The 18633-nt window shown below is 51.3% G+C and carries 18 protein-coding genes and 1 tRNA gene; 12 read left to right on the forward strand and 7 right to left on the reverse strand.

Annotation, left to right across the window (positions count from 1 at the left end; genetic code table 11):
* Positions 1–38: 38 nt before the first annotated feature.
* Positions 39–2171 carry a TonB-dependent receptor gene (locus tag AC3QL0_RS01295; RefSeq protein WP_493009723.1) on the reverse strand — a complete coding sequence of 711 codons (2133 nt, stop codon included), beginning with the start codon at positions 2169–2171 and terminating at the stop codon, positions 39–41.
* A gap of 332 nt (positions 2172–2503) precedes the next feature.
* On the opposite strand from AC3QL0_RS01295, the gene clcA reads away from it, so the two are divergent.
* Positions 2504–3829, forward strand: coding sequence for a H(+)/Cl(-) exchange transporter ClcA (gene clcA / locus AC3QL0_RS01300; RefSeq protein ID WP_493009724.1), 1326 nt, complete (start codon positions 2504–2506; stop codon positions 3827–3829).
* A 134-nt stretch (positions 3830–3963) separates the two neighbouring features.
* Here clcA and AC3QL0_RS01305 read toward each other — a convergent pair whose 3' ends face one another.
* On the reverse strand, positions 3964–4212 hold the full coding sequence (locus AC3QL0_RS01305; protein ID WP_493009725.1) for a hypothetical protein: 249 nt from the start codon (positions 4210–4212) through the stop codon (positions 3964–3966).
* A 230-nt stretch (positions 4213–4442) separates the two neighbouring features.
* Positions 4443–4518, reverse strand: a tRNA-Phe gene (locus AC3QL0_RS01310).
* A gap of 176 nt (positions 4519–4694) precedes the next feature.
* Between AC3QL0_RS01310 and hemA the strand changes: the two genes are divergently transcribed.
* From hemA to AC3QL0_RS01335, 5 genes are all read left to right on the forward strand, one after another.
* On the forward strand, positions 4695–5963 hold the full coding sequence (gene hemA / locus AC3QL0_RS01315; protein ID WP_493009726.1) for a glutamyl-tRNA reductase: 1269 nt from the start codon (positions 4695–4697) through the stop codon (positions 5961–5963).
* 96 nt (positions 5964–6059) lie between these two features.
* On the forward strand, positions 6060–7139 hold the full coding sequence (gene prfA, locus AC3QL0_RS01320) for a peptide chain release factor 1 (RefSeq protein ID WP_430221685.1): 1080 nt from the start codon (positions 6060–6062) through the stop codon (positions 7137–7139).
* Entirely contained in the window at positions 7139–7960 is an 822-nt protein-coding gene (gene prmC, locus AC3QL0_RS01325; protein WP_493009727.1) for a peptide chain release factor N(5)-glutamine methyltransferase, read from the forward strand. Before prfA ends, prmC begins: the two co-directional genes overlap by 1 nt.
* Positions 7961–7973: 13 nt before the next feature.
* Entirely contained in the window at positions 7974–8300 is a 327-nt protein-coding gene (gene grxD, locus AC3QL0_RS01330) for a Grx4 family monothiol glutaredoxin (protein ID WP_135864391.1), read from the forward strand.
* The gene (locus AC3QL0_RS01335; RefSeq protein WP_493009728.1) at positions 8297–8884 is read left to right on the forward strand and encodes a UbiX family flavin prenyltransferase; all 588 of its coding nucleotides are present in this window, start codon (positions 8297–8299) and stop codon (positions 8882–8884) included. Before grxD ends, AC3QL0_RS01335 begins: the two co-directional genes overlap by 4 nt.
* Before the next feature lie 10 nt (positions 8885–8894).
* Here the strand turns inward: AC3QL0_RS01335 and AC3QL0_RS01340 are convergent, their stop codons facing one another.
* From AC3QL0_RS01340 to paaG, 4 genes are all read right to left on the reverse strand, one after another.
* Positions 8895–9497 carry a TetR/AcrR family transcriptional regulator gene (locus tag AC3QL0_RS01340; RefSeq protein ID WP_135864387.1) on the reverse strand — a complete coding sequence of 201 codons (603 nt, stop codon included), beginning with the start codon at positions 9495–9497 and terminating at the stop codon, positions 8895–8897.
* A gap of 80 nt (positions 9498–9577) precedes the next feature.
* Positions 9578–10885: a phenylacetate--CoA ligase PaaK gene (gene paaK / locus AC3QL0_RS01345; protein WP_493009729.1), complete on the reverse strand. Its 1308-nt coding sequence runs from the start codon at positions 10883–10885 to the stop codon at positions 9578–9580.
* A gap of 47 nt (positions 10886–10932) precedes the next feature.
* The gene (paaI, locus tag AC3QL0_RS01350) at positions 10933–11382 is read right to left on the reverse strand and encodes a hydroxyphenylacetyl-CoA thioesterase PaaI (RefSeq protein WP_493009730.1); all 450 of its coding nucleotides are present in this window, start codon (positions 11380–11382) and stop codon (positions 10933–10935) included.
* A 1-nt stretch (position 11383) separates the two neighbouring features.
* Positions 11384–12181, reverse strand: coding sequence for a 2-(1,2-epoxy-1,2-dihydrophenyl)acetyl-CoA isomerase PaaG (gene paaG / locus AC3QL0_RS01355; protein ID WP_493009731.1), 798 nt, complete (start codon positions 12179–12181; stop codon positions 11384–11386).
* A 166-nt stretch (positions 12182–12347) separates the two neighbouring features.
* Between paaG and paaN the strand changes: the two genes are divergently transcribed.
* The 6 genes from paaN to AC3QL0_RS01385 all read left to right on the forward strand — a co-directional run bounded on the left by paaN (position 12348) and on the right by AC3QL0_RS01385 (position 18632).
* Positions 12348–14009, forward strand: a complete 1662-nt coding sequence (gene paaN, locus AC3QL0_RS01360) for a phenylacetic acid degradation protein PaaN (protein WP_493009732.1) — start codon at positions 12348–12350, stop codon at positions 14007–14009.
* Positions 14010–14087: 78 nt separating this feature from the next.
* Positions 14088–15251: an ABC transporter substrate-binding protein gene (locus AC3QL0_RS01365; protein ID WP_493009733.1), complete on the forward strand. Its 1164-nt coding sequence runs from the start codon at positions 14088–14090 to the stop codon at positions 15249–15251.
* 69 nt (positions 15252–15320) lie between these two features.
* Positions 15321–16193, forward strand: coding sequence for a branched-chain amino acid ABC transporter permease (locus tag AC3QL0_RS01370; protein ID WP_430221677.1), 873 nt, complete (start codon positions 15321–15323; stop codon positions 16191–16193).
* Between the two features lie 3 nt (positions 16194–16196).
* Positions 16197–17153, forward strand: coding sequence for a branched-chain amino acid ABC transporter permease (locus AC3QL0_RS01375; protein ID WP_493009734.1), 957 nt, complete (start codon positions 16197–16199; stop codon positions 17151–17153).
* Complete coding sequence (locus tag AC3QL0_RS01380; protein ID WP_493009735.1) at positions 17153–17944, forward strand: ABC transporter ATP-binding protein; 792 nt, start codon at positions 17153–17155, stop codon at positions 17942–17944. The genes AC3QL0_RS01375 and AC3QL0_RS01380 overlap by 1 nt, the downstream gene beginning before the upstream one ends.
* Positions 17931–18632, forward strand: coding sequence for an ABC transporter ATP-binding protein (locus AC3QL0_RS01385; RefSeq protein WP_493009736.1), 702 nt, complete (start codon positions 17931–17933; stop codon positions 18630–18632). The genes AC3QL0_RS01380 and AC3QL0_RS01385 overlap by 14 nt, the downstream gene beginning before the upstream one ends.
* Position 18633 lies beyond the last annotated feature (1 nt).

Here is an 18633-nt window from a genome sequence, read left to right on the forward strand (position 1 = left end):
ATCGCAGCATAGACACACAACTGCGGTACTGACCGGGCCTAGAAGTTCATCGTGGCCGATAACAGTACGGTGCGTGGTGAGCCTTGGCCTTGGCTTAGTGGGGCTACCCAATAGGCTTTGTTGGTCAGGTTTTCAATGCTCAGGCGCAAGGTCAGTGGATTACCTGCTAAGGATGTGCGGTAGCGGGCACCTACGTCGTAAGTGGTTACGCCAGGCACATAGTAGCTGTTGGATTTATCCAGATATTGCTTGGATTGTGACGACAAGTGGGCGCTGAGTGTGAAGCCTTCAAAGAAGGAGGGCTCCCATTCTGCACCCAGTTTCACGCTCCAGCGAGATAGGTTGGTTACGTAGTTGTTGCGCGAGGCCTCGTCGCTGGTCTTGTGATAGCGCGGATCCAAATATGCGACACCACCCGTCAGACGCCATTCGGGCGTCACTTGGCCTACCACCTGAATTTCGGCACCACGGTTGCGTTGTTCACCACCGTAACTAAGCGAAGGTTTTTCACCTGCGCGACCAGGTACTTCATAGGTGTTGGGTTGAGTGATCTGGAACAACGCAGCCGTAATGGCGTAATCGCCAGAGTCATACTTCAAGCCAATTTCATGCTGTTTGGTGCGCTGTGGTGGGAAGATTTCGCCATCGTTAGAATAGTCGTCACCCACTTGCGTGCCTTTGGTGAGGCCTTCAATGTAGTTGGCGTAAACCATCCAGTCTTCGTCTAAGCGCCATACACCAGCAATGGCGGGGGTAAGTGCACTTTTGTCGTAGCGCACGCCAGAAGAACGGTTGTGGGTTTTAACAGTTTGGTGACGCAAACCCAAAATCAGTCTAAAGCGATCGTCAGCGAACGACAGCGTATCGGCTAGACCAAAACTGTACAGCTCGGTAATGGTGGCAGGGCCTAAGGGCGCTTGTGCGAAGTTAGGGCGCTCTGGATATACAGGGTCGTAGATGTTGATATCCGCCGTCCAGCCTTTTAGTGCGGTATTCGACATACGGCTGTTTTGACGGTACCAATCTACGCCCATGCTGAGGTTGTGTTTCACCCCAGCTGTATCAAATTCGTAGAACAAACCAGTGTTGGCTGCCACGTTGCGGCTTTGGTTATGACGACGGGTCACTTTAAGGCGTAAATCACCTTGGTCGTTCAGCAGCACACTACCTTTGGTGTTGTAGTTGTGCATGCTGGATTCGCTATAGCCTACCGAGGCATAGGCGCTGACCTGATCGTTGAAATCGTATTCAGCACGCGCCATGGCGGTGTTTTCGCGTATTTGTGCCGATGCCCATGGCGCACTCAGCAATACATCCCCTTTAGGTGCTGAAGGCAGTGGGTTTTTCTGTAAGTCTTTGGCCAAACTAATACCGCGATTGACGCCGCTAATGTATTCATCCAAATGGTAGAAGTCTGTTTTTAGGCGGAAGGCACCACCGTTATAGTCGGCACCTAATGAAACGAATTTATCGCGGTTTTTGCGATGATCCACCATGCCTTCGCCATCTTTGAAGACGGTGTTGAGGCGTAGACCAAATTCATTGTTCTCACCAAAACGTCTACCCAAATCCAGATGGCCACCAAACTGGGAAGGTGCCATATAGGTGGCGGTGAAGTTGGTGATGGGGTCTACGGTGGCGCGTTTGGTCACCATGTTGATAGAACCGCCCACATCGCCACTGGCGTTCATGCCGTAGAGCAGCGCTGAGGGCCCTTTGAGTACTTCTAAGCGTTCGGCCATGGCCATCACGCGTCTGCCGCTGGTAAGGCCTTGCATACCGTTTAGGTATACATCGCCTGCCGAGAAACCACGGATATAGATGGTGTCTTTACCTGCTGTGCCGCCTGAGCCGGGTGTTTGTACCGACGGATCATTTTTACTGATCAGAATGCGCAGTTCTTGGCCTTGTTGATCTTCTATATAGGCGCTGGTGTAGTTCACCGTGCTGAACGGTGTTTCCATATTATCCAGATTGCCTAGCAAACCGATGGAGCCACCTGTGGCTAGATGGTTGCCGCCATAAGCAGGTGCCAACTCTAAAAAATGGTTTGCTTTAACCTCAATGGCTTCTAGGCTACGTACCGATTTATCCTCTTCGGCATGTAGTAGTGGTGCGCAGCCCAAACCCGCGATACCCAGCCAGATGGCGTAGCATTGACGTGATGCCACTTTCTTCCCCCTTTCTTTGAATTGAAATGATAATGATTTTCATTAATTATATTTAAATATGACAATTAATAACCCTGTGTTATTTAGGGCTATGGCAAGCGGGGGGAGGAAACGGGGCAAATCTGAATGAATGTGAATAGTGCGTTGCAAACCTATACACAGCGTCGTATAGCGGTATAGTGTGGTTTGTGCGCAAGCCTAAACAATCAGCGCCATTTGCTGCATGTAGGATTCACCCTCGTCAATAAGGTGCTGTTCTGACACTACACATCGTAGGTGGTCGAGCGGTTGCCCCGCTTTTATCCTGAGAAATAAGGCCGACATTACCCAATATGGCTACGCAATCTACAGCTACTTCCACGCAAAAAGAAACCTTGGCGTACTACTTTGTCGCCGCAATGATTGGTGTTTTAACGGGCTTGTTGGGCTCGGTTTTTCATATGTTGGTCGGGCATTCACAACAACGAGTGCACCTACTACCTGAATGGCTAGGGCTGGAAGGTATATGGCAGTACGTGGGCATGGCTGTGTTTTGTGCGGCAATGTTCTGTGGGGCGGTCGCCTTGGTGCGTAAATTTGCACCAGAAGCCAGTGGTTCAGGTGTGCAAGAAGTTGAAGGCGCGATGGCGGGGCTGCGTACGGTACGCTGGCAACGTGTGCTGCCAGTGAAGTTTGTGGGTGGCTTGATGGCGCTAGGCGCTGGCTTAGTGGGTGGTAGAGAAGGGCCTACTATCCATATGGGAGCATCCATCGCGCAGGTATTGGGACGGCGCTTCAAAGAGGCTAGAGCATTGCTGGGTGCGGGTGCAGCGGCAGGTTTAACTGCTGCCTTTAATGCGCCGTTGGCATCAGCACTATTTGTGATCGAGGAAGCACGCAATGTGTTCCCCTATAGTGTGCGTGCTTACTGTGCGGTATTGATTGCGTGTGGTTCTAGTGCGGTCATGACCATGTTGGTATCGGGCTCTACACCATTTATGCAAATGTCTAGCGTTGATATGCCCATGTACATGTTGCCTGTATTTGTAGTGCTGGGCATGATCCTAGGGTGCGCGGGGGTGGTATTTAATCGCACCATTTTGGTGGGTTTAGATCTCTCGCGTCGTATCAGCTTATCGGTGTCGCCGTATTTGTTACCCACATTGATGGGGTTGTTAATTGGGCCGCTGGTATTAAGTTTTCCACAGGCAACTGGCGGGGGTGAAAACTTGGCCGTGTTTGTCGCCAATCACTCTATTAGTATAGGGTTGCTGGGGTTACTGGTATTGGTGCGGTTCTTTATGACTACCGCCAGTTATTCCATTGGAGCGCCAGCAGGTATTTTTGCGCCCATTTTGGCATTGTCCGCCACCTTGAGTGTATTCCTTGGGACCTTGTTAGGCGAAGTGATGACCTTGCCGCCTGATGCGACTATTGCTTTTGCGGTGGCTGGGATGGCGGGTATGTTTGCCAGTACCATTCGTGCACCCTTGGTGGGTGTGGTGTTGGTGATAGAGCTCACAGGTACATATAGCTTGGCTTTGCCTAGCTTATTGGCGGCGTTAAGCGCATCTGTTGTCGCTGCAGGCCTAGGCGGTAGGCCTATTTACGAGCAGTTGCTTGAGCGCACTTTAACCTTGGCAGGCCAGCCGCTGCCTATACGTAAAGAGGATATGTAAGTCCGAGGACGCGCAGCGCCTGTGCCTTTTTATACGTCATGATCAAAACAGCCCAAAAGCCTAGTGGCCTTTGGGCTGTTTTGTTACGTGGTGCTCGACGCGTCACGTAGTCGTGCTGCTAGTACCGGTAGGTATTAGTTACCTTGCTTGCGCATGGTTTTTTCTACGGTATCAATAATTTCGCTCAGTACGTGCAGATTGTGGCTATGACTTTTGCTTTGTTCTTCGCTAGGTACTTTACGTAGTTCAACCAACTTACGTTTCAGCACTTCAACAACATGGTTGCCGTTGCGTGCAATGCCTTCTTCGCTAGACAGTTCAGCGATAACGGAAGTCAGACCTAGTTCTGTGAGTGTGTTTGTCCAATCTGCGTGGAAATTCATAACCTGCTCTCCTTAACGACATAAAGTGACTTGATTTGTTACATGGTAGCTGAAACCGTCAGAAGAGAAAGCAAGCAAGCGTAAAGATGCTGAGGTGTTTCAGGCCCTATAGAGAAGGCTAGGGCAGGGAAGAATGCAGAAGGGCGCGCCAAGCTATAGTATGGTGTGTGCTTGTTTTAGCAGCCAGAAATGCAAAAAGCCCAATCCGAAGATTGGGCTTTTTTAATTCGTGGTGGCCTTGGGCGGAATCGAACCACCGACACAAGGATTTTCAATCCTCTGCTCTACCGACTGAGCTACAAGGCCACGAAGAAAATAATTATAGCACGTGGTTTGGGTTTGTAAACCCCCTGCAACAAAAATTTTAATAGCAGCCTGATTTGCCTCAGGGAAGCGGCATTTACAAGGCCCTGGTTTGGGTTCTGGGCGGCGGGCGCTTATAATATGTTCCATACCTAAATTATCCTTAGTGGCTCAAGTCAGTGGACGTTCTTACTTTTGGTCTGAATTACGTCTCCGCACCTGTTGCTGTGCGTGAGCGAGTGACGTTTCCTATGGACGTGCTTCGGCCCGCCCTGGAAGGCCTGCGCTCGGCCTTTGGAAAGAGCGTTAGCGAAGCCGCCATTCTGTCTACCTGTAATAGAACAGAGATCTACTGTGCGGCGGAACCACACGTGGTTGAGCGTCTGCCTGAGTGGATGGCTGAATTTAATAGCCTGAAATCCAGCGAGCTGGTTCCTCATCTTTATCGTTACCAACAAAATGGCGCCGTGCGTCACGCCTTCCGCGTGGCCAGTGGCTTAGATTCCATGGTGCTGGGCGAACCCCAAATTTTGGGGCAGATGAAAGACGCGGTGAAAGCCGCCGAAGAAGCAGGTGCACTGGGCACGTTGTTGCACCAGTTGTTCCAGCGCACGTTCTCTGTTGCTAAAGAAGTACGTTCACAAACAGCAATTGGCGCGCACTCAGTGTCGATGGCTGCAGCAGCGGTACGTTTGGCTGAACGTGTGTTTGGTAATTTAGGCGACAGCAAAGTACTGTTTATCGGTGCTGGCGAAATGATTGAGTTGTGTGCGACACACTTTGCGGCGGCTAGCCCCAAATCCATGTGTGTGGCCAACCGTAGTTTGGACCGAGCCGAATCCTTAGCGAATCGCTTTTCAGCCCAAATGATGAAACTGTCCGATTTGCCAGACCATATAGATCAATACGACGTCATCGTATCCTGTACGGCAAGTTCCTTGCCCATCCTTGGTTTGGGGATGGTAGAGCGGGCTATTCGTGCCCGTAAACACCGTCCTATGGTGATGGTGGATTTGGCGGTACCTCGCGATATAGAACCTGAAGTCGCACGTCTGTCTGATGTGTACTTGTACTCAGTAGACGATTTAGGTCGTGTGGTGCAACAAGGCACCGATGCTCGTAAAGCGGCTGTAGTTCAGGCCGAAGCAATTATTGATACCCAAGTGCAAAACTTTATGCACTGGTTGTCTAACCGCGAAATCGTGCCTACGTTGATTGATGTACAGCGTAATGCCGACCAGCTACGCCAGCTTGAGCTGGATCGTGCTCGTCGCATGTTGGCTCGCGGTGAATCACCTGAAGAGGTGATGGAGTGGCTGGCTCATAGCCTGACACAGAAGTACCTGCACGGCCCTATGGCCGAATTGAACCGCAGCGAAGGTCCACAACGCGAACAGTTGTTGGATATGCTGCCGCGTTTATTGCCTGATTCGCACCGTCGCCGGTAGCGACGCTCGGTTGCGTTCATTCTTGGGCTGTGAGCAGGCAACTCTGCACGGGCCCGCACTTTGGTCCCTACCGTTTTCACACACTATCCCTGCCTTATGAAAGATTCTATGCGTACCCGGTTGGAGCAGTTGGCTCACCGGTTGATTGAAGTGGATGCTCTGTTATCTGAGCCAGAAACCGCGTCAGATATGGACAGCTTCCGTAAATTGTCTCGCGAGCGTTCCGAGTTGGAACCTGTAGTGGAAGCCTTTAATCGCTATGTGGCCACCGAGGGCGATCTGGAAACCGCACAAGAAATGATGCGTGATCCTGAAATGCGTGAAATGGGCGAAGAAGAGTTCCGTATTGCGCGTGATGGTATCGCGGCATTGGAAGACGAGCTGCAACTGTTGTTGTTGCCTAAAGATCCTGATGATGGTCGCGGTATTTATTTAGAGATTCGTGCGGGTGCAGGTGGTGATGAAAGCGCCATTTTCGCAGGTGATTTGCTGCGTATGTACAGCCGCTTCGCTGAACAAAAAGGCTGGCGCGTGGAAATGATTTCTGCGCACGATGCTGAAATGGGTGGCTATAAAGAGGTGATCGCTCGTATTGAGGGCGATGGTGTGTATGGTCAACTGAAGTTTGAGTCGGGTGCGCACCGAGTACAACGTGTGCCTGAAACCGAAGCTCAAGGTCGTGTGCATACTTCTACGGCAACCGTTGCGATCATGCCAGAAGCCGATGAGGCCTCTGATATTGTGATTAACAGCAATGATTTGCGCATCGACACCTTCCGCGCCAGTGGTGCGGGTGGTCAGCACGTGAATAAAACCGACTCTGCTGTGCGTATTACTCACTTGCCCACAGGCGTAGTGGTTGAGTGTCAGGATGACCGTTCACAGCACCGTAACCGCGATAAAGCGATGCAAGTGTTGGCGGCAAGGCTGAAAGATCAGCAATTGCGCGAGCAACAACAAAAAGAATCTGATCAGCGTCGTTCGTTGGTGGGTACGGGCGATAGGTCCGAGCGTATTCGTACGTATAACTATCCACAGGGCCGTGTGACCGATCACCGTATCAACCTGACGCTGTACAAGCTGGGCTACATCATGGAAGGCGATATGGAAGAAGTGATCAACGCCTTGTTGGCTGAGCACCAAGCTGAACAGCTGGCGGCCTTGGCTAACGCATAATGGATACGGTACGCGCCTGGCAGCGCGCCTCACGGCTTCCCCGATTAGAGCAGCAAATGCTTTGGGAGCATGTGTTGGGCGTAAGCCGAGCATGGTTGATCGCTCACGATACTGACGAGTTGCCAGAAGCTGCCGTGCAAGCGTATGCGCTGCTAGAGCAAGAGCGTTTAGGTGGCACACCAATGGCGTATTTGGTGGGCTGGCGTGAGTTTATGGGGCACAGCTTTAGTGTGTCGCCTAGTGTGTTGATTCCGCGCCCCGATACTGAAACATTGGTAGAGCATGCGTTGAGCTGCCTAGAAGGCAAGTCACAACCGCGCGTGTTAGATTTAGGCACAGGCAGCGGCATTGTGGCGATTTCCATTGCGTTGGCTAGGCCTGATGCGCAGGTGGTGGCGACGGATTTCAGTGCTGATGCCTTACAGATAGCGACTAAAAACTCCCACGATTTGTGTGCAAAAGTCGAATTTTTTGCAGGGAGTTGGTACGATGCACTGCAAGGCGTTGAAGGTTTTGATGTAATTGTTTCCAACCCCCCTTACATTGCGGCAAATGATCCCCATCTATCAGAGGGTGACGTGCGCTTTGAGCCAGATATGGCGCTAAGTGATGGGGCAGATGGTTTGACTGATTTACAGACTATTATTAACGGTGCTTCGCAATTTTTGTTGCCTTCAGGGCAGCTTTGGATGGAGCATGGTTGGGATCAAGCTGTACAGGTACGTCACATGTTGCAGCAGGCCGGTTTCAAGGCGGTGCACAGCAAACAGGATCTAGCCGGAATTGAACGCATCTCCGGCGGGTGCATTAACGATTTTTAAGGTGGTATAGACCATGAGCGAAGTTCAAGATTTTATCCGTGAAACCGTGACCGAAAACCCAGTTGTGCTGTTTATGAAAGGTACAGCACAAGCTCCTCAGTGTGGTTTCTCTGCTCGCACTGTGCAAATCTTGCGTGCAGTAGGTTTGAACCAAGTAGTCACCGTGAACGTGCTAGACGATGAAGAAGTACGTCAAGGCATCAAAGATTTCTCTAGCTGGCCTACTATTCCCCAGTTGTACATCGGCGGTGAATTTGTTGGTGGTTCCGATATCGTTTCCGAAATGTTTGAAAACGGCGAACTGGAAACTATGCTGCGTGAGGCTGGGGCTCTGGAATGAGCTCAGGCGTAAGGCAACGTATTATTGTTGCCATGACAGGCGCAACGGGAGCACTTTATACGGTGCGCCTGTTGCAAATGTTGCAGCGCTGCGAGGGGGTGGAAAGCCATTTGGTGGTTTCACCCGCCGCTGTACTGAATCTAGATTATGAGTTGGGCATGACACGCCAGCAGTTGTATGATCTGGCCGACGTGGTGCACAGCCATAAAGAAGTGGGTGCGAGCATCGCCAGCGGCAGCTTCAAAACAGCCGGTATGATTATCGTGCCGTGTTCTATGCGCACCTTGGGCTCAGTAGCCCATGGCTTAGCCGATAACCTGATTACCCGTGCCGCTGATGTGGTGCTGAAAGAGCGCCGTCGCTTAGTGTTGATGGTCAGGGAAACACCGTTTAACTTGGCGCACTTGCGCAATATGACTGCGGTGACGGAAATGGGGGGTATTATTTTCCCACCCTTACCGGCGTTTTATTTCAAACCACAGAATATTGATGAGCTAGTCGATCACTCGGTGCAGCGAGTGTTAGCCATGTTAGATATTGATGTCCCCGGGCCAGAATGGCAGGGGCTAAAAGAAGAACGGTAAGCCGTTTTGCTTACCGTATATTTTTCAGACCTTCCAAAATCAACGTGGTGGCGAGATCAGCGTACTCTTCGCGGCTGATAGGGCCATCAGGCCTAAACCACATATAGACCCAGTTCAACATCCCAAACAATGACATGGTGACCGGCTTCAGTAGCGGGCGTTCGGCATTGATGTCGGGGTTGATTGCGCGGATCGTGTCGGCGATTTGCACCACAATCTTGCGTTCCAGCATGTTAATTTCATGCGTTTCTTCCTCTGGAAGCGAACGCTGGCAATTCAGCTGTACCAAGTGTTTGTCATCGGCGTCACGATAACATTCTAGAATTTGGCGCACCAATTTACGCAGGCGTACTTCAGCAGGATCGTTCTTGCTTTCTTCGGCAACAATTTCTAGCGCGTCATCCAGTTCTTCAAGGTGACTACGGATGATGTCAAAAATTAAGGCAGTTTTGCTGGGGTAGTAGTGGTACAGCAAAGCCTTGGAAACTTGGCTGCGAGCAGCAACTTGTGACATGGAGGCTTTTTCCATGCCTAGCTCTGCAAAAACGGCAGCAGCATTGGTTAAGATGTGCAACTGCTTTTCTTCAAAGTCAGCTGCGCGTGAGCGAGCCATATTTTTCCTGTGAAAGTAAAACTATCAGTGTAGCGTATTCTTGTACACCAGCCTGTAACAGGCTGATGTACAAGGGGTAATTATTGCTTGGGTCGGTTGTCCACAATACGTTGTGCTTTGCCTTCAGAACGTAAGGTTCCAGGCTGGGCAACGTTGATGAGGGTACTAATGCCGATGATGCTCTTGATGTGGTGAGCCAGTTCTTTGGCGGCACGCTGGCGAGAGACTTCATCGGTAGCTTGAGGCTGACACTCAACGTGAACGGTCATGTTGTCCATACGGCCAGACTTGTTCAGTTCAATTTTGAAGTGGGCAGCCAAGCCGCTGCATTTCAGAATTTGCTCTTCAATCTGTGTGGGGAACACGTTTACGCCACGCAAAATGATCATGTCATCACTGCGACCAGTGACTTTGGCCATACGTCGCATGCTACGAGCAGTACCTGGCAGCAAACGGGTCAAATCACGAGTCCGGTAACGAATGATAGGCAAGCCTTCTTTGGTCAGGGTGGTGAATACCAGTTCACCTTCTTCACCGTCAGGCAGCACTTCGCCTGTTTCTGGATCGATGATTTCTGGGTAGAAGTGATCTTCCCAAATGTGCAGACCGTCTTTGGTTTCCACGCACTCGTTCGCCACACCTGGGCCCATCACTTCAGACAAGCCATAGATATCCACAGCGTGCATATCGAAGGCTTGTTCTATTTCCAGGCGCATGGCGTTGGTCCATGGCTCGGCACCGAAAATACCGACTTCCAGCGAACACTCACGTGGATCCAAGCCTTGGCGGTGGAACTCGTCCAAAATGGACAGCATGTAGGACGGAGTCACCATGATGATACGAGGTTTGAAATCGTTAATCAGGGATACTTGACGCTCAGTCATACCGCCAGAAATAGGTACTACCGTACAACCCAGTTTTTCTGCGCCATAGTGAGCACCCAATCCGCCTGTGAACAGGCCATAACCGTAGGCGTTGTGCATGATGTCACCAGGTCTACCGCCAGCGGCCTGAATGCATCGGGCAACCAATGTGGCCCATGTGTCGATGTCATTGCGGGTGTAGCCTACAACGGTAGGTTTACCTGTAGTACCTGAAGAGGCGTGAATACGAGCCAGCTTTTCACGTGGTACCGCGAACATACCGAATGGGTAGGATTTGCGCAGATCATCTTTGCAGGTGAAAGGGAACTTGGCCAAGTCTGCCAAGGTTTTCAGATCTGAAGGGTGTACGCCAGCTTCGTCGAAACGCGCTTTATAGAAAGGGGAGTTTTCGTAGGCGTGTGTGAGCGACCATTTCATGCGCTCCAACTGCAGTGCGGAAATTTCATCACGCGAAGCCAGTACGATGGGGTCCAGATCAGCTTTGTTAGGAATGATAGGTTCCATGGTTTTGTGTCCTCTACTTCTCTATTTCTTTGTGTAAGCCGTGCCTCTTAGGGCTGGCTATCAGGCAATAATGAACCTTTGATGGTGCGCGAAAGGCCGCGGAATTCTGCGATGTGTTCTCCACGTTGGTTGTGAAGACTAATATCGTAGATACCGCTGCGACCAATTCGGCTGACTTCACGTGCAGTAGCCGTGAGTTCGTCGTGTTCGAATGCAGGAGCCAAGTAGCTAATAGAGCATTGTTGGGCCACTGTTCGTTGGTTATAGGTATTGCAGGCGAAAGCAAAGCAGGAATCCGCCAGAGTAAACATGTAGCCGCCGTGGCAAGTGCCGTGGCCGTTTAGCATGTGCTGCGCAATACGCATGCGGATGGAAGCAGTGCCTGCATCCACATTAAGCAATTCCATGTTCAGATGTTTGGTGGCGTGATCGTCCACCCACATGGCATCCGCACAGGCTTGTGCCAAAGCTTGAGGGGAAAGAGTCGTTGTGCTCATCTTATTTCCCCTTGAATTCAGGTGCGCGTTTTTCCAAGAAAGCGGTCACGCCTTCTGCGTAATCGTGGCTGCGTCCTGCACGGCGCTGTAAGTCACGCTCTAGATCTAATTGTTGATCCAGACTGTTTTCAGAGGCGGCTTGAATCGCTTGTTTGACTAAGCCTAGGCCAAATGTTGGGCCCTGAGCCAGTTGACGTGCCAGTTTAGTGGCTGTGTCTTGCAGTTCGTCGTCTTCTACGGCTTGCCAGATCATGCCCCATTCGGCGGCAGTAGTGGCCGTCACCGGGGCTGCAGTCAGTGCCAAGGCTTTGGCACGAGCCTCACCAATAAGGTTAGGTAAGCTCCATGTGCCGCCCGAATCTGGCACCAAACCAATCTTGGAAAACGCTTGGATGAACTTGGCCGAACGTGCAGCCAAAACGATGTCACATACCAGTGCGATATTGGCACCAGCACCCGCTGCTACACCGTTCACTGCGCAAATTACGGGTTTTTCCAACGCACGAATTTGACGAATCAACGGGTTGTAGAACTGTTCAATCGTCAGCCCTAGATCAGGTGCAGCTCCTGCTTTACGTGGATCCCTATCACCCAAGTCCTGTCCGGCACAAAATCCGCGGCCCGCACCAGTCAACAGCACAGCACGTACTTCAGGATCTTGGCTGGCGCGTTCTAGTTCGGCGCGCAAGGCCAAATGCATCTCGGTGTTAAAGGAATTTAGCTTTTCTGGCCTGTTTAGGGTCAGGTGTAGTACGCCTTGGTCAAGACGACTCAGCACGCAATCGTGTGCAGGGTTCATTGCATGTCTCCTATTGCTTTAGAACCAGTGGTGCCGAACCTTGCTTTGGTAGGCTTTGATTTTTTTGCTTATTTTCTCAAAGTTCGGGTATTCGGGTTGTTACTATTGCATAAACCGTCCGGTCGGTCAATAATATTTGCCAAATGTAGACATAGGAAAAACCAGTATGCAGAGTTTATTTGAACAGCACCGCGCCACCCTCGAGGCGGCGTTAACAGCCCTGCAAAAACGCGGGTTCTGGACAGCATATCCAGAAGTCCCCAGCGGCAAATTTTATGGTGAAACGGCCAAAGATGATGGCTTGGCAGCGTATAACGCTACGCTAAATAGTCACTTTGATTTGCCGGGCCATCCAGGTGCTTATACGGTAGGCCAAGAGCAGTCGCCGTATGGTCCGGTGCTGGGCATTACCTACCCTGCTGTCGATGCACAAGCACTGGTTACGCATTCTCAAGCGGCTGCAAAAGTGTGGGCAGCAGCATCGCACGAAGCACGTGCGGGTGTGTGTTTGGAAATCTTGGATCGCCTGAATAAACGTAGTTTTGAGATGGCCCATGCGGTGATGCATACCTCGGGTCAAGCCTTTCCTATGGCTTTCCAAGCAGGTGGCCCACACGCCCAAGATCGTGGTCTGGAAGCGTTGGCCTATGCGTGGGCTGAAATGGCTCGTATTCCGGCCGAAGCTCAGTGGGTTAAGCCACAAGGCAAAGCCGGTGACTTGGTACTGGAAAAACACTGGCAGATTATTCCGCGCGGCGTGTCGGTACTGATTGGTTGCCAAACTTTCCCTACATGGAACAGTTACTCCGGTTTGTTTGCCAACTTGATGACCGGTAATACTGTCATTGCCAAACCGCACCCTGCTGCGATTTTGCCTATGGCGATTACGGTACAAGTGGCCCGTGCTGTGCTGACAGAGCAAGGTTTCCCTGCAGATGTGGTGCTGTTGGCAGCAGAAGACGCCGGTACTGGGTTGGCCAAAGACTTGGCTGAACATCCTGATGTGGCACAAATTGATTACACCGGTTCACATACTTTCGGTAAATGGTTGCGTGCGAATGCTGCTACCCCGTTGGTGTACACCGAAGAAGCAGGCGTAAACAGCATCGTTGTATCAGCAACGGATGATTTCAAAGGCATGTGCCAGAACATTGCGTTCTCGTTGGCACTGTACAGCGGTCAGATGTGTACTGCTCCGCAGAATATTTTCATTCCCAAAACAGGGATACGTGCAGGCGACGGCCACAAAACCTTGGAAGAAGTGCAGCAAGGTATTGCCGCTGCGATTGATGGTTTGTTAGCAGACCCTGCGCGTGCCGCTATGGTAGCGGGTGCATTGGCGAATGCCGATACATTGGAGCGCGTGCAATCCATGCGCAATGTAGCCCCAATTGTGCGTGATTCTGCACCTATAGAAGGCTTAGAAGGCGCGCGCACTGCCACACCATTGCTGTTGTCGGTACAGGCTGAAGACGAAACGTTGTACGGTGCTGAATGTTTTGGCCCCATCGTATTTTTAGTGGCAGTAGACAGTGCAGAAGAGGGGGTACGTCGCGCTGCTACATTGGCTAGAACTAAAGGGGCGATTACCGCTGCACTGTACGAAACCGATGCTGACGCAACTCAAGTGGCTATTCAGGCCTTTGCGGCAGCGGGTGTGAACCTGTCCATCAACTTGATGGGCGGTATTTATGTAAACCAAAGCGCTGCATTCAGTGATTTCCACGTCACAGGGGCTAACCCTGCAGGAAACGCATGCGTGGCGGATGCTGCTTTTGTAGCAAACCGCTTCCGTGTGGTGATGTGGCGTAGGCCGGTGACACAGTAAGAACAAAGAAATCAGGGAGTGGCCAGCAAGGCCACCCCAATAACAAGTAGTTCACTTCAACAAGCTAGGAGACATGAGATGACTCAATACGCGTCAAAGAAAAACGTGTGCAAACTTGCTGTGGCCGCTGTGCTGTCTTGCATGGCAGTGAGCAGTCAAGCTGAAATCCTGATCGGCTCTTCCGTATCTTCCACGGGTTTTGCATCGTTTTTGGGCGAGCCTGAAGAACAGACACTGAAAATCCTTGTAGAGGATATCAATGCCAGAGGAGGTGTTGGTGTTAAGGGCGAAAAAATCCGTTTGATCTCGTATGACGATGCGAGTGATGCCAACAAAGCGCGTACTTTTGCGACGCGTTTGGTAGAAGATGACGAAGTTGTGGCCATCATCGGTGGTTCTACAACAGGCGCTACGATGGCGATCATGCCTGTAGTGGAAGAGGCAGGTGTGCCATTCATCTCGTTGGCTGGTGCGATTGAAATTACTCAGCCAGTACGTAAACACACGTTCAAAACCCCTCACACTGATCGTATGGCTTGTGCCAAGATTTTTGAGGACATGAAAAAACGTGATCTGCACAACGTAGGCTTGTTGTCCGGGTCGGATAGCTTTGGTTCTTCCATGCGCAAACAGTGCTTGGATATTGTGGACGAGTACGGCATCACTGTTGTGGGCGATGAGGTGTTTGGCCCTACCGATGCGGACATGACTCCACAGCTGACCAACCTGAAAAACAAAGACGGTATCCAAACCATCATGGTGATGGGTTTGGGTTCAGGCCCTGCCATCGTGACACGCAACTACTCACAATTGGCGATTGATCTGCCTTTGTACCAATCTCACGGTGTAGCGTCTGACGCGTTCATCGAGTTGGCTGGTGCTAAAGAAGCTGAAGGCATCCGTTTGCCAGGTACACCGTTGCTGGTAGCAAGTTTGTTGGCTGCTGATGATCCACAACGTCCTGCTGTGCAAGCTTACAAAGAGCGCTACGAAAGCAAAACAGGTAAACCTGTTTCCACATTCGGTGGCTATGCCCACGATGCGCTGTACTTGATCGTAGATGCGATTGAACGTGCTGGTTCCACTGATCCAGCAGCAATCCGCGACGCCTTGGAAGCTACCAAAGGTTTGGTAGGCACAACTGGTATCTACACCATGACGCCTGAAGACCACTTGGGTCTGGATTTGACAGCATTCCGCATGCTGGAAATCCGTGATGGCAAATGGACAATTATTGAGTAATAAGGTCATCCGTGGGGTGTGGCAGTAGCCACCCTCCACGGTGGGCACGCAGAACGTCTGGAGACAGATATGTCCGAATTTATGCAGTTCCTGTTATCGGGACTGACGGTAGGTGCCGTCTATGCTCTGGTGGCACTGGGTTTTACCATTATTTATAACGCTTCTGATGTGGCGAACTTTGCGCAAGGCGAGTTCGTGATGTTAGGGGGCATGATTACAGCTGCGGCGTATACCGCGGGCGCACCTTTACCATTGGCTGCCGCCTTGGCCATTGTGGTGACCGCAGCGATTGGTGTGCTACTGAATAAGTTGGCCATTGAGCCAGCACGTGGCGCACCGGTAGTAAGCCTGATCATTATTACGATCGGGGCATCCATTTTCGTACGTGGGGTAGTGCAACTGGTTTTTGATAAACAGTTGCATAGATTTCCTGCGTTTTCAGGTGATGATCCCATTCGGCTGCTGGGGGCAACAATTTTGCCGCAGAGCTTGTGGGTGATTGCTGGTGCGTTTGTGGTGTTCTTTGGGTTGTGGCTGTTCTTTACGCGCACCCTGACTGGCCGTGCAGTATTGGCAACGGCAAACAACCGTATTGCAGCGGTGCTGGTAGGTATCAACACTAAATACGTGATGACACTGTCGTTTGCTTTGTCGGCAGCTATCGGTGCATTGGCGGGTGTGTTGGTGACACCTATTACGCTGACCAGCTATGACATTGGCATGACCATGGCACTTAAAGGGTTTGCAGCTGCGATGTTGGGCGGTATGGGCAATCCTAAAGGTGCATTGGTGGGTGGTATTTTGCTGGGCGTGCTAGAGGCCATGACAGCGGGCTATATCAGTTCGCAGTACAAAGACGCAGCAGCATTTGTAGTGATTTTGGCGGTGTTGTTCCTGATGCCACAGGGGCTGTTTGGGCGTAAATCCATGGAGAGGGTGTAAACCATGAAAAGATTGTCTCCTAAACATACCACTCTGCTGATTCTGATTGCGCTGATCGCTATTGCGCCGTGGTTCTTCCCGTCCTCCTACTACCTACGCGTGGGTTCACTGGTGTTTGTGAACAGCTTGGCGGTGGTGGGGATTGTGATTCTGACCGGTTTTGTGGGGCAGATCAGTTTGGGTCATGCCGGGTTTATTGGTATTGGTGCTTATGCTTGTGCGTTGGCCCCTAAACACTTAGGTATCTCGGTGTTGTCTGCCGCTGTATTGGGCGCTGTGGTTTCCGGCGTTTTGGCTTGGTTGGTTGGGCGTCCCATCTTGCGTCTCAAAGGCTACTACTTGTCCGTCGCCACCTTGGGTTTTGGTGTGCTGATTTCCATGATTCTGACTAACGAGGCATGGTTGACGGGGGGCCCAGACGGTATCGTGGTGGCTGACCCGGGTTTGCGTGCGTTGCTTAAAGAGTGGGGTTTGAACCTGAATAATGCCGAGTTCTGGTATGCCTTTAGCGGTATTGCGTTGGTAATTGGTGCTGCCATTGCCTTGAACTTGCAATACAGCGCAACAGGTCGTGCCTTACGTGCTTTGCACGGTTCTGAAGTAGCTGCTCGCACCGTAGGTGTAGATGTAGCGCGTTTCAAACTGCGTGGTTTTGTGATCTCTGCCATTTATGCCTCATTTGCGGGTTCCATTTTGGCGATGCAAAACCGTTTTGTGACACCTGATGTAGCCGGGTTTATGCACTCCATTGAAATTGTGACGATGGCCGTGTTGGGCGGTGCGGCGTCTGTATTGGGTGCTGTGTTTGGTGCAACGTTGCTGACAGCGTTGCCGCAGGTGCTGACCTTCTTGCAAGAGTACGAGCAGATAGTGTTGGGCTTGATCATGATGCTGGTCATGATATTCATGCGCGAAGGCGTATTGCCTAGCTTGTCACAAAAACTACGCGGGAGAGGTTAATGAGTCTATTAGACGTTAAAAACGTAGGCATCTCTTTCGGTGGTTTGCGTGCTGTGCATGACGTAAGTTTTGCGGTGCGTGAAGGTGAAATTGTTTCGGTGATTGGCCCTAACGGTGCTGGTAAAACTACCTTGTTCAATATGCTGTCGGGGGTATACCAACCGCAGCAAGGCGAAGTGTTGCTGAACAATGAGCCTGTCACGGGTATGGCGCCACATTTATTGGCACGCCGTGGTATGTCACGTACCTTCCAGAATTTGCAGATTTTTCCTGCTATGACAGCTTTGGAAAACGTGGCGACGGGTTTTCACCTGCAAGAAAACGGTTCGTTATTGGCCGATTTGCTAGGCTTGCCTTCAGCACGTAGACGCACCAAGCGATCAGAAGACCAAGCGCGTGAGCTGCTTGATCGTGTAGGGCTAGGGCGTGCTGCGGAGTTCGAAGCAGGTTCGTTGTCTTACGGTTCGTTAAAGCGCTTGGAAATTGCCCGTGCATTAGCGTTAGGGCCCAAGCTGTTGCTGCTGGATGAGCCGGCGGCAGGGTGTAACGCGGTAGAAACGGAAGAAATTGAGAAGCTGGTGGCCGAGGTTGCTGGCAGCGGTATTGCGATTTTGCTGGTAGAGCACGACATGAAAATGGTGATGCGTATTTCCAATCAGATCGTAGTGCTAGATCATGGCGAAAAAATTGCAGAAGGGGTGCCCGCAGAGATCGCAAGCCATCCGCGCGTGATCGAAGCCTATCTGGGCGCAGCCGCTAAAGAGGAGGCAGCCAAATATGCTGAGTGTTAATCAACTACGTTCCAGCTATGGCCGCATTGAAGTGCTGCACGGTATTGATCTGGAAATCAGTGCGGGTGAGATTGTCGTGGTGGTAGGTGCTAATGGCGCTGGTAAAACTACCTTGTTGCGTTGCTTGTCTGGCATTCAGCCAGTGCAAGATGGCAATATTGTGTTTAGGGGTGAGAACCTGAACACCATGCCTGCTTACCAGCGAGTGAAGCGCGGTTTGGCGCAGTCACCCGAAGGACGCCAGATTTTCACCAGCTTAACGGTGGAAGAGAATCTGCGTTTGGGTGCGTATCTGTACACCGATGACAAAGTAGATAGAGACATGGAAGACGCCTTCAACATGTTCCCTATCTTGCGTGAAAAACGTAATTTGGCGGCGGGTGGGTTATCGGGTGGGCAACAGCAAATGCTGGCGATTGCGCGCGCGTTACTTAGTCGTCCGTCGTGCTTATTGTTGGATGAGCCTAGTATGGGGTTGGCCCCCATTTTGGTGGCTCAGATTTTTGATGTGGTGAAAAGTCTGAAGGAGTTGGACGTCACCGTATTGTTGGTAGAGCAAAATGCGTTTGGCGCATTGTCAGTTGCTGACAGAGGCTATGTGATGGAAACAGGGCACATCACCTTGTCCGGTCCTGCTCAGCAATTGATAGAAGACCCACGCATACGCTCGGCCTATCTGGGGATGTAAA

It is taken from the genome of Paenalcaligenes sp. GW821-LYS-B07-1 (assembly GCF_058803365.1).

Coding starts and splice junctions, on each gene's coding strand:
- clcA (WP_493009724.1), top strand. CDS start 2,504: ATGGCTACGCAATCTACAGCTACTTCCACGCAAAAAGAAACCTTGGCG.
- AC3QL0_RS01305 (WP_493009725.1), bottom strand. CDS start 4,212: ATGAATTTCCACGCAGATTGGACAAACACACTCACAGAACTAGGTCTG.
- prfA (WP_430221685.1), top strand. CDS start 6,060: ATGAAAGATTCTATGCGTACCCGGTTGGAGCAGTTGGCTCACCGGTTG.
- prmC (WP_493009727.1), top strand. CDS start 7,139: ATGGATACGGTACGCGCCTGGCAGCGCGCCTCACGGCTTCCCCGATTA.
- grxD (WP_135864391.1), top strand. CDS start 7,974: ATGAGCGAAGTTCAAGATTTTATCCGTGAAACCGTGACCGAAAACCCA.
- AC3QL0_RS01335 (WP_493009728.1), top strand. CDS start 8,297: ATGAGCTCAGGCGTAAGGCAACGTATTATTGTTGCCATGACAGGCGCA.
- AC3QL0_RS01340 (WP_135864387.1), bottom strand. CDS start 9,497: ATGGCTCGCTCACGCGCAGCTGACTTTGAAGAAAAGCAGTTGCACATC.
- paaK (WP_493009729.1), bottom strand. CDS start 10,885: ATGGAACCTATCATTCCTAACAAAGCTGATCTGGACCCCATCGTACTG.
- paaI (WP_493009730.1), bottom strand. CDS start 11,382: ATGAGCACAACGACTCTTTCCCCTCAAGCTTTGGCACAAGCCTGTGCG.
- paaG (WP_493009731.1), bottom strand. CDS start 12,181: ATGAACCCTGCACACGATTGCGTGCTGAGTCGTCTTGACCAAGGCGTA.
- paaN (WP_493009732.1), top strand. CDS start 12,348: ATGCAGAGTTTATTTGAACAGCACCGCGCCACCCTCGAGGCGGCGTTA.
- AC3QL0_RS01365 (WP_493009733.1), top strand. CDS start 14,088: ATGACTCAATACGCGTCAAAGAAAAACGTGTGCAAACTTGCTGTGGCC.
- AC3QL0_RS01370 (WP_430221677.1), top strand. CDS start 15,321: ATGTCCGAATTTATGCAGTTCCTGTTATCGGGACTGACGGTAGGTGCC.
- AC3QL0_RS01375 (WP_493009734.1), top strand. CDS start 16,197: ATGAAAAGATTGTCTCCTAAACATACCACTCTGCTGATTCTGATTGCG.
- AC3QL0_RS01380 (WP_493009735.1), top strand. CDS start 17,153: ATGAGTCTATTAGACGTTAAAAACGTAGGCATCTCTTTCGGTGGTTTG.
- AC3QL0_RS01385 (WP_493009736.1), top strand. CDS start 17,931: ATGCTGAGTGTTAATCAACTACGTTCCAGCTATGGCCGCATTGAAGTG.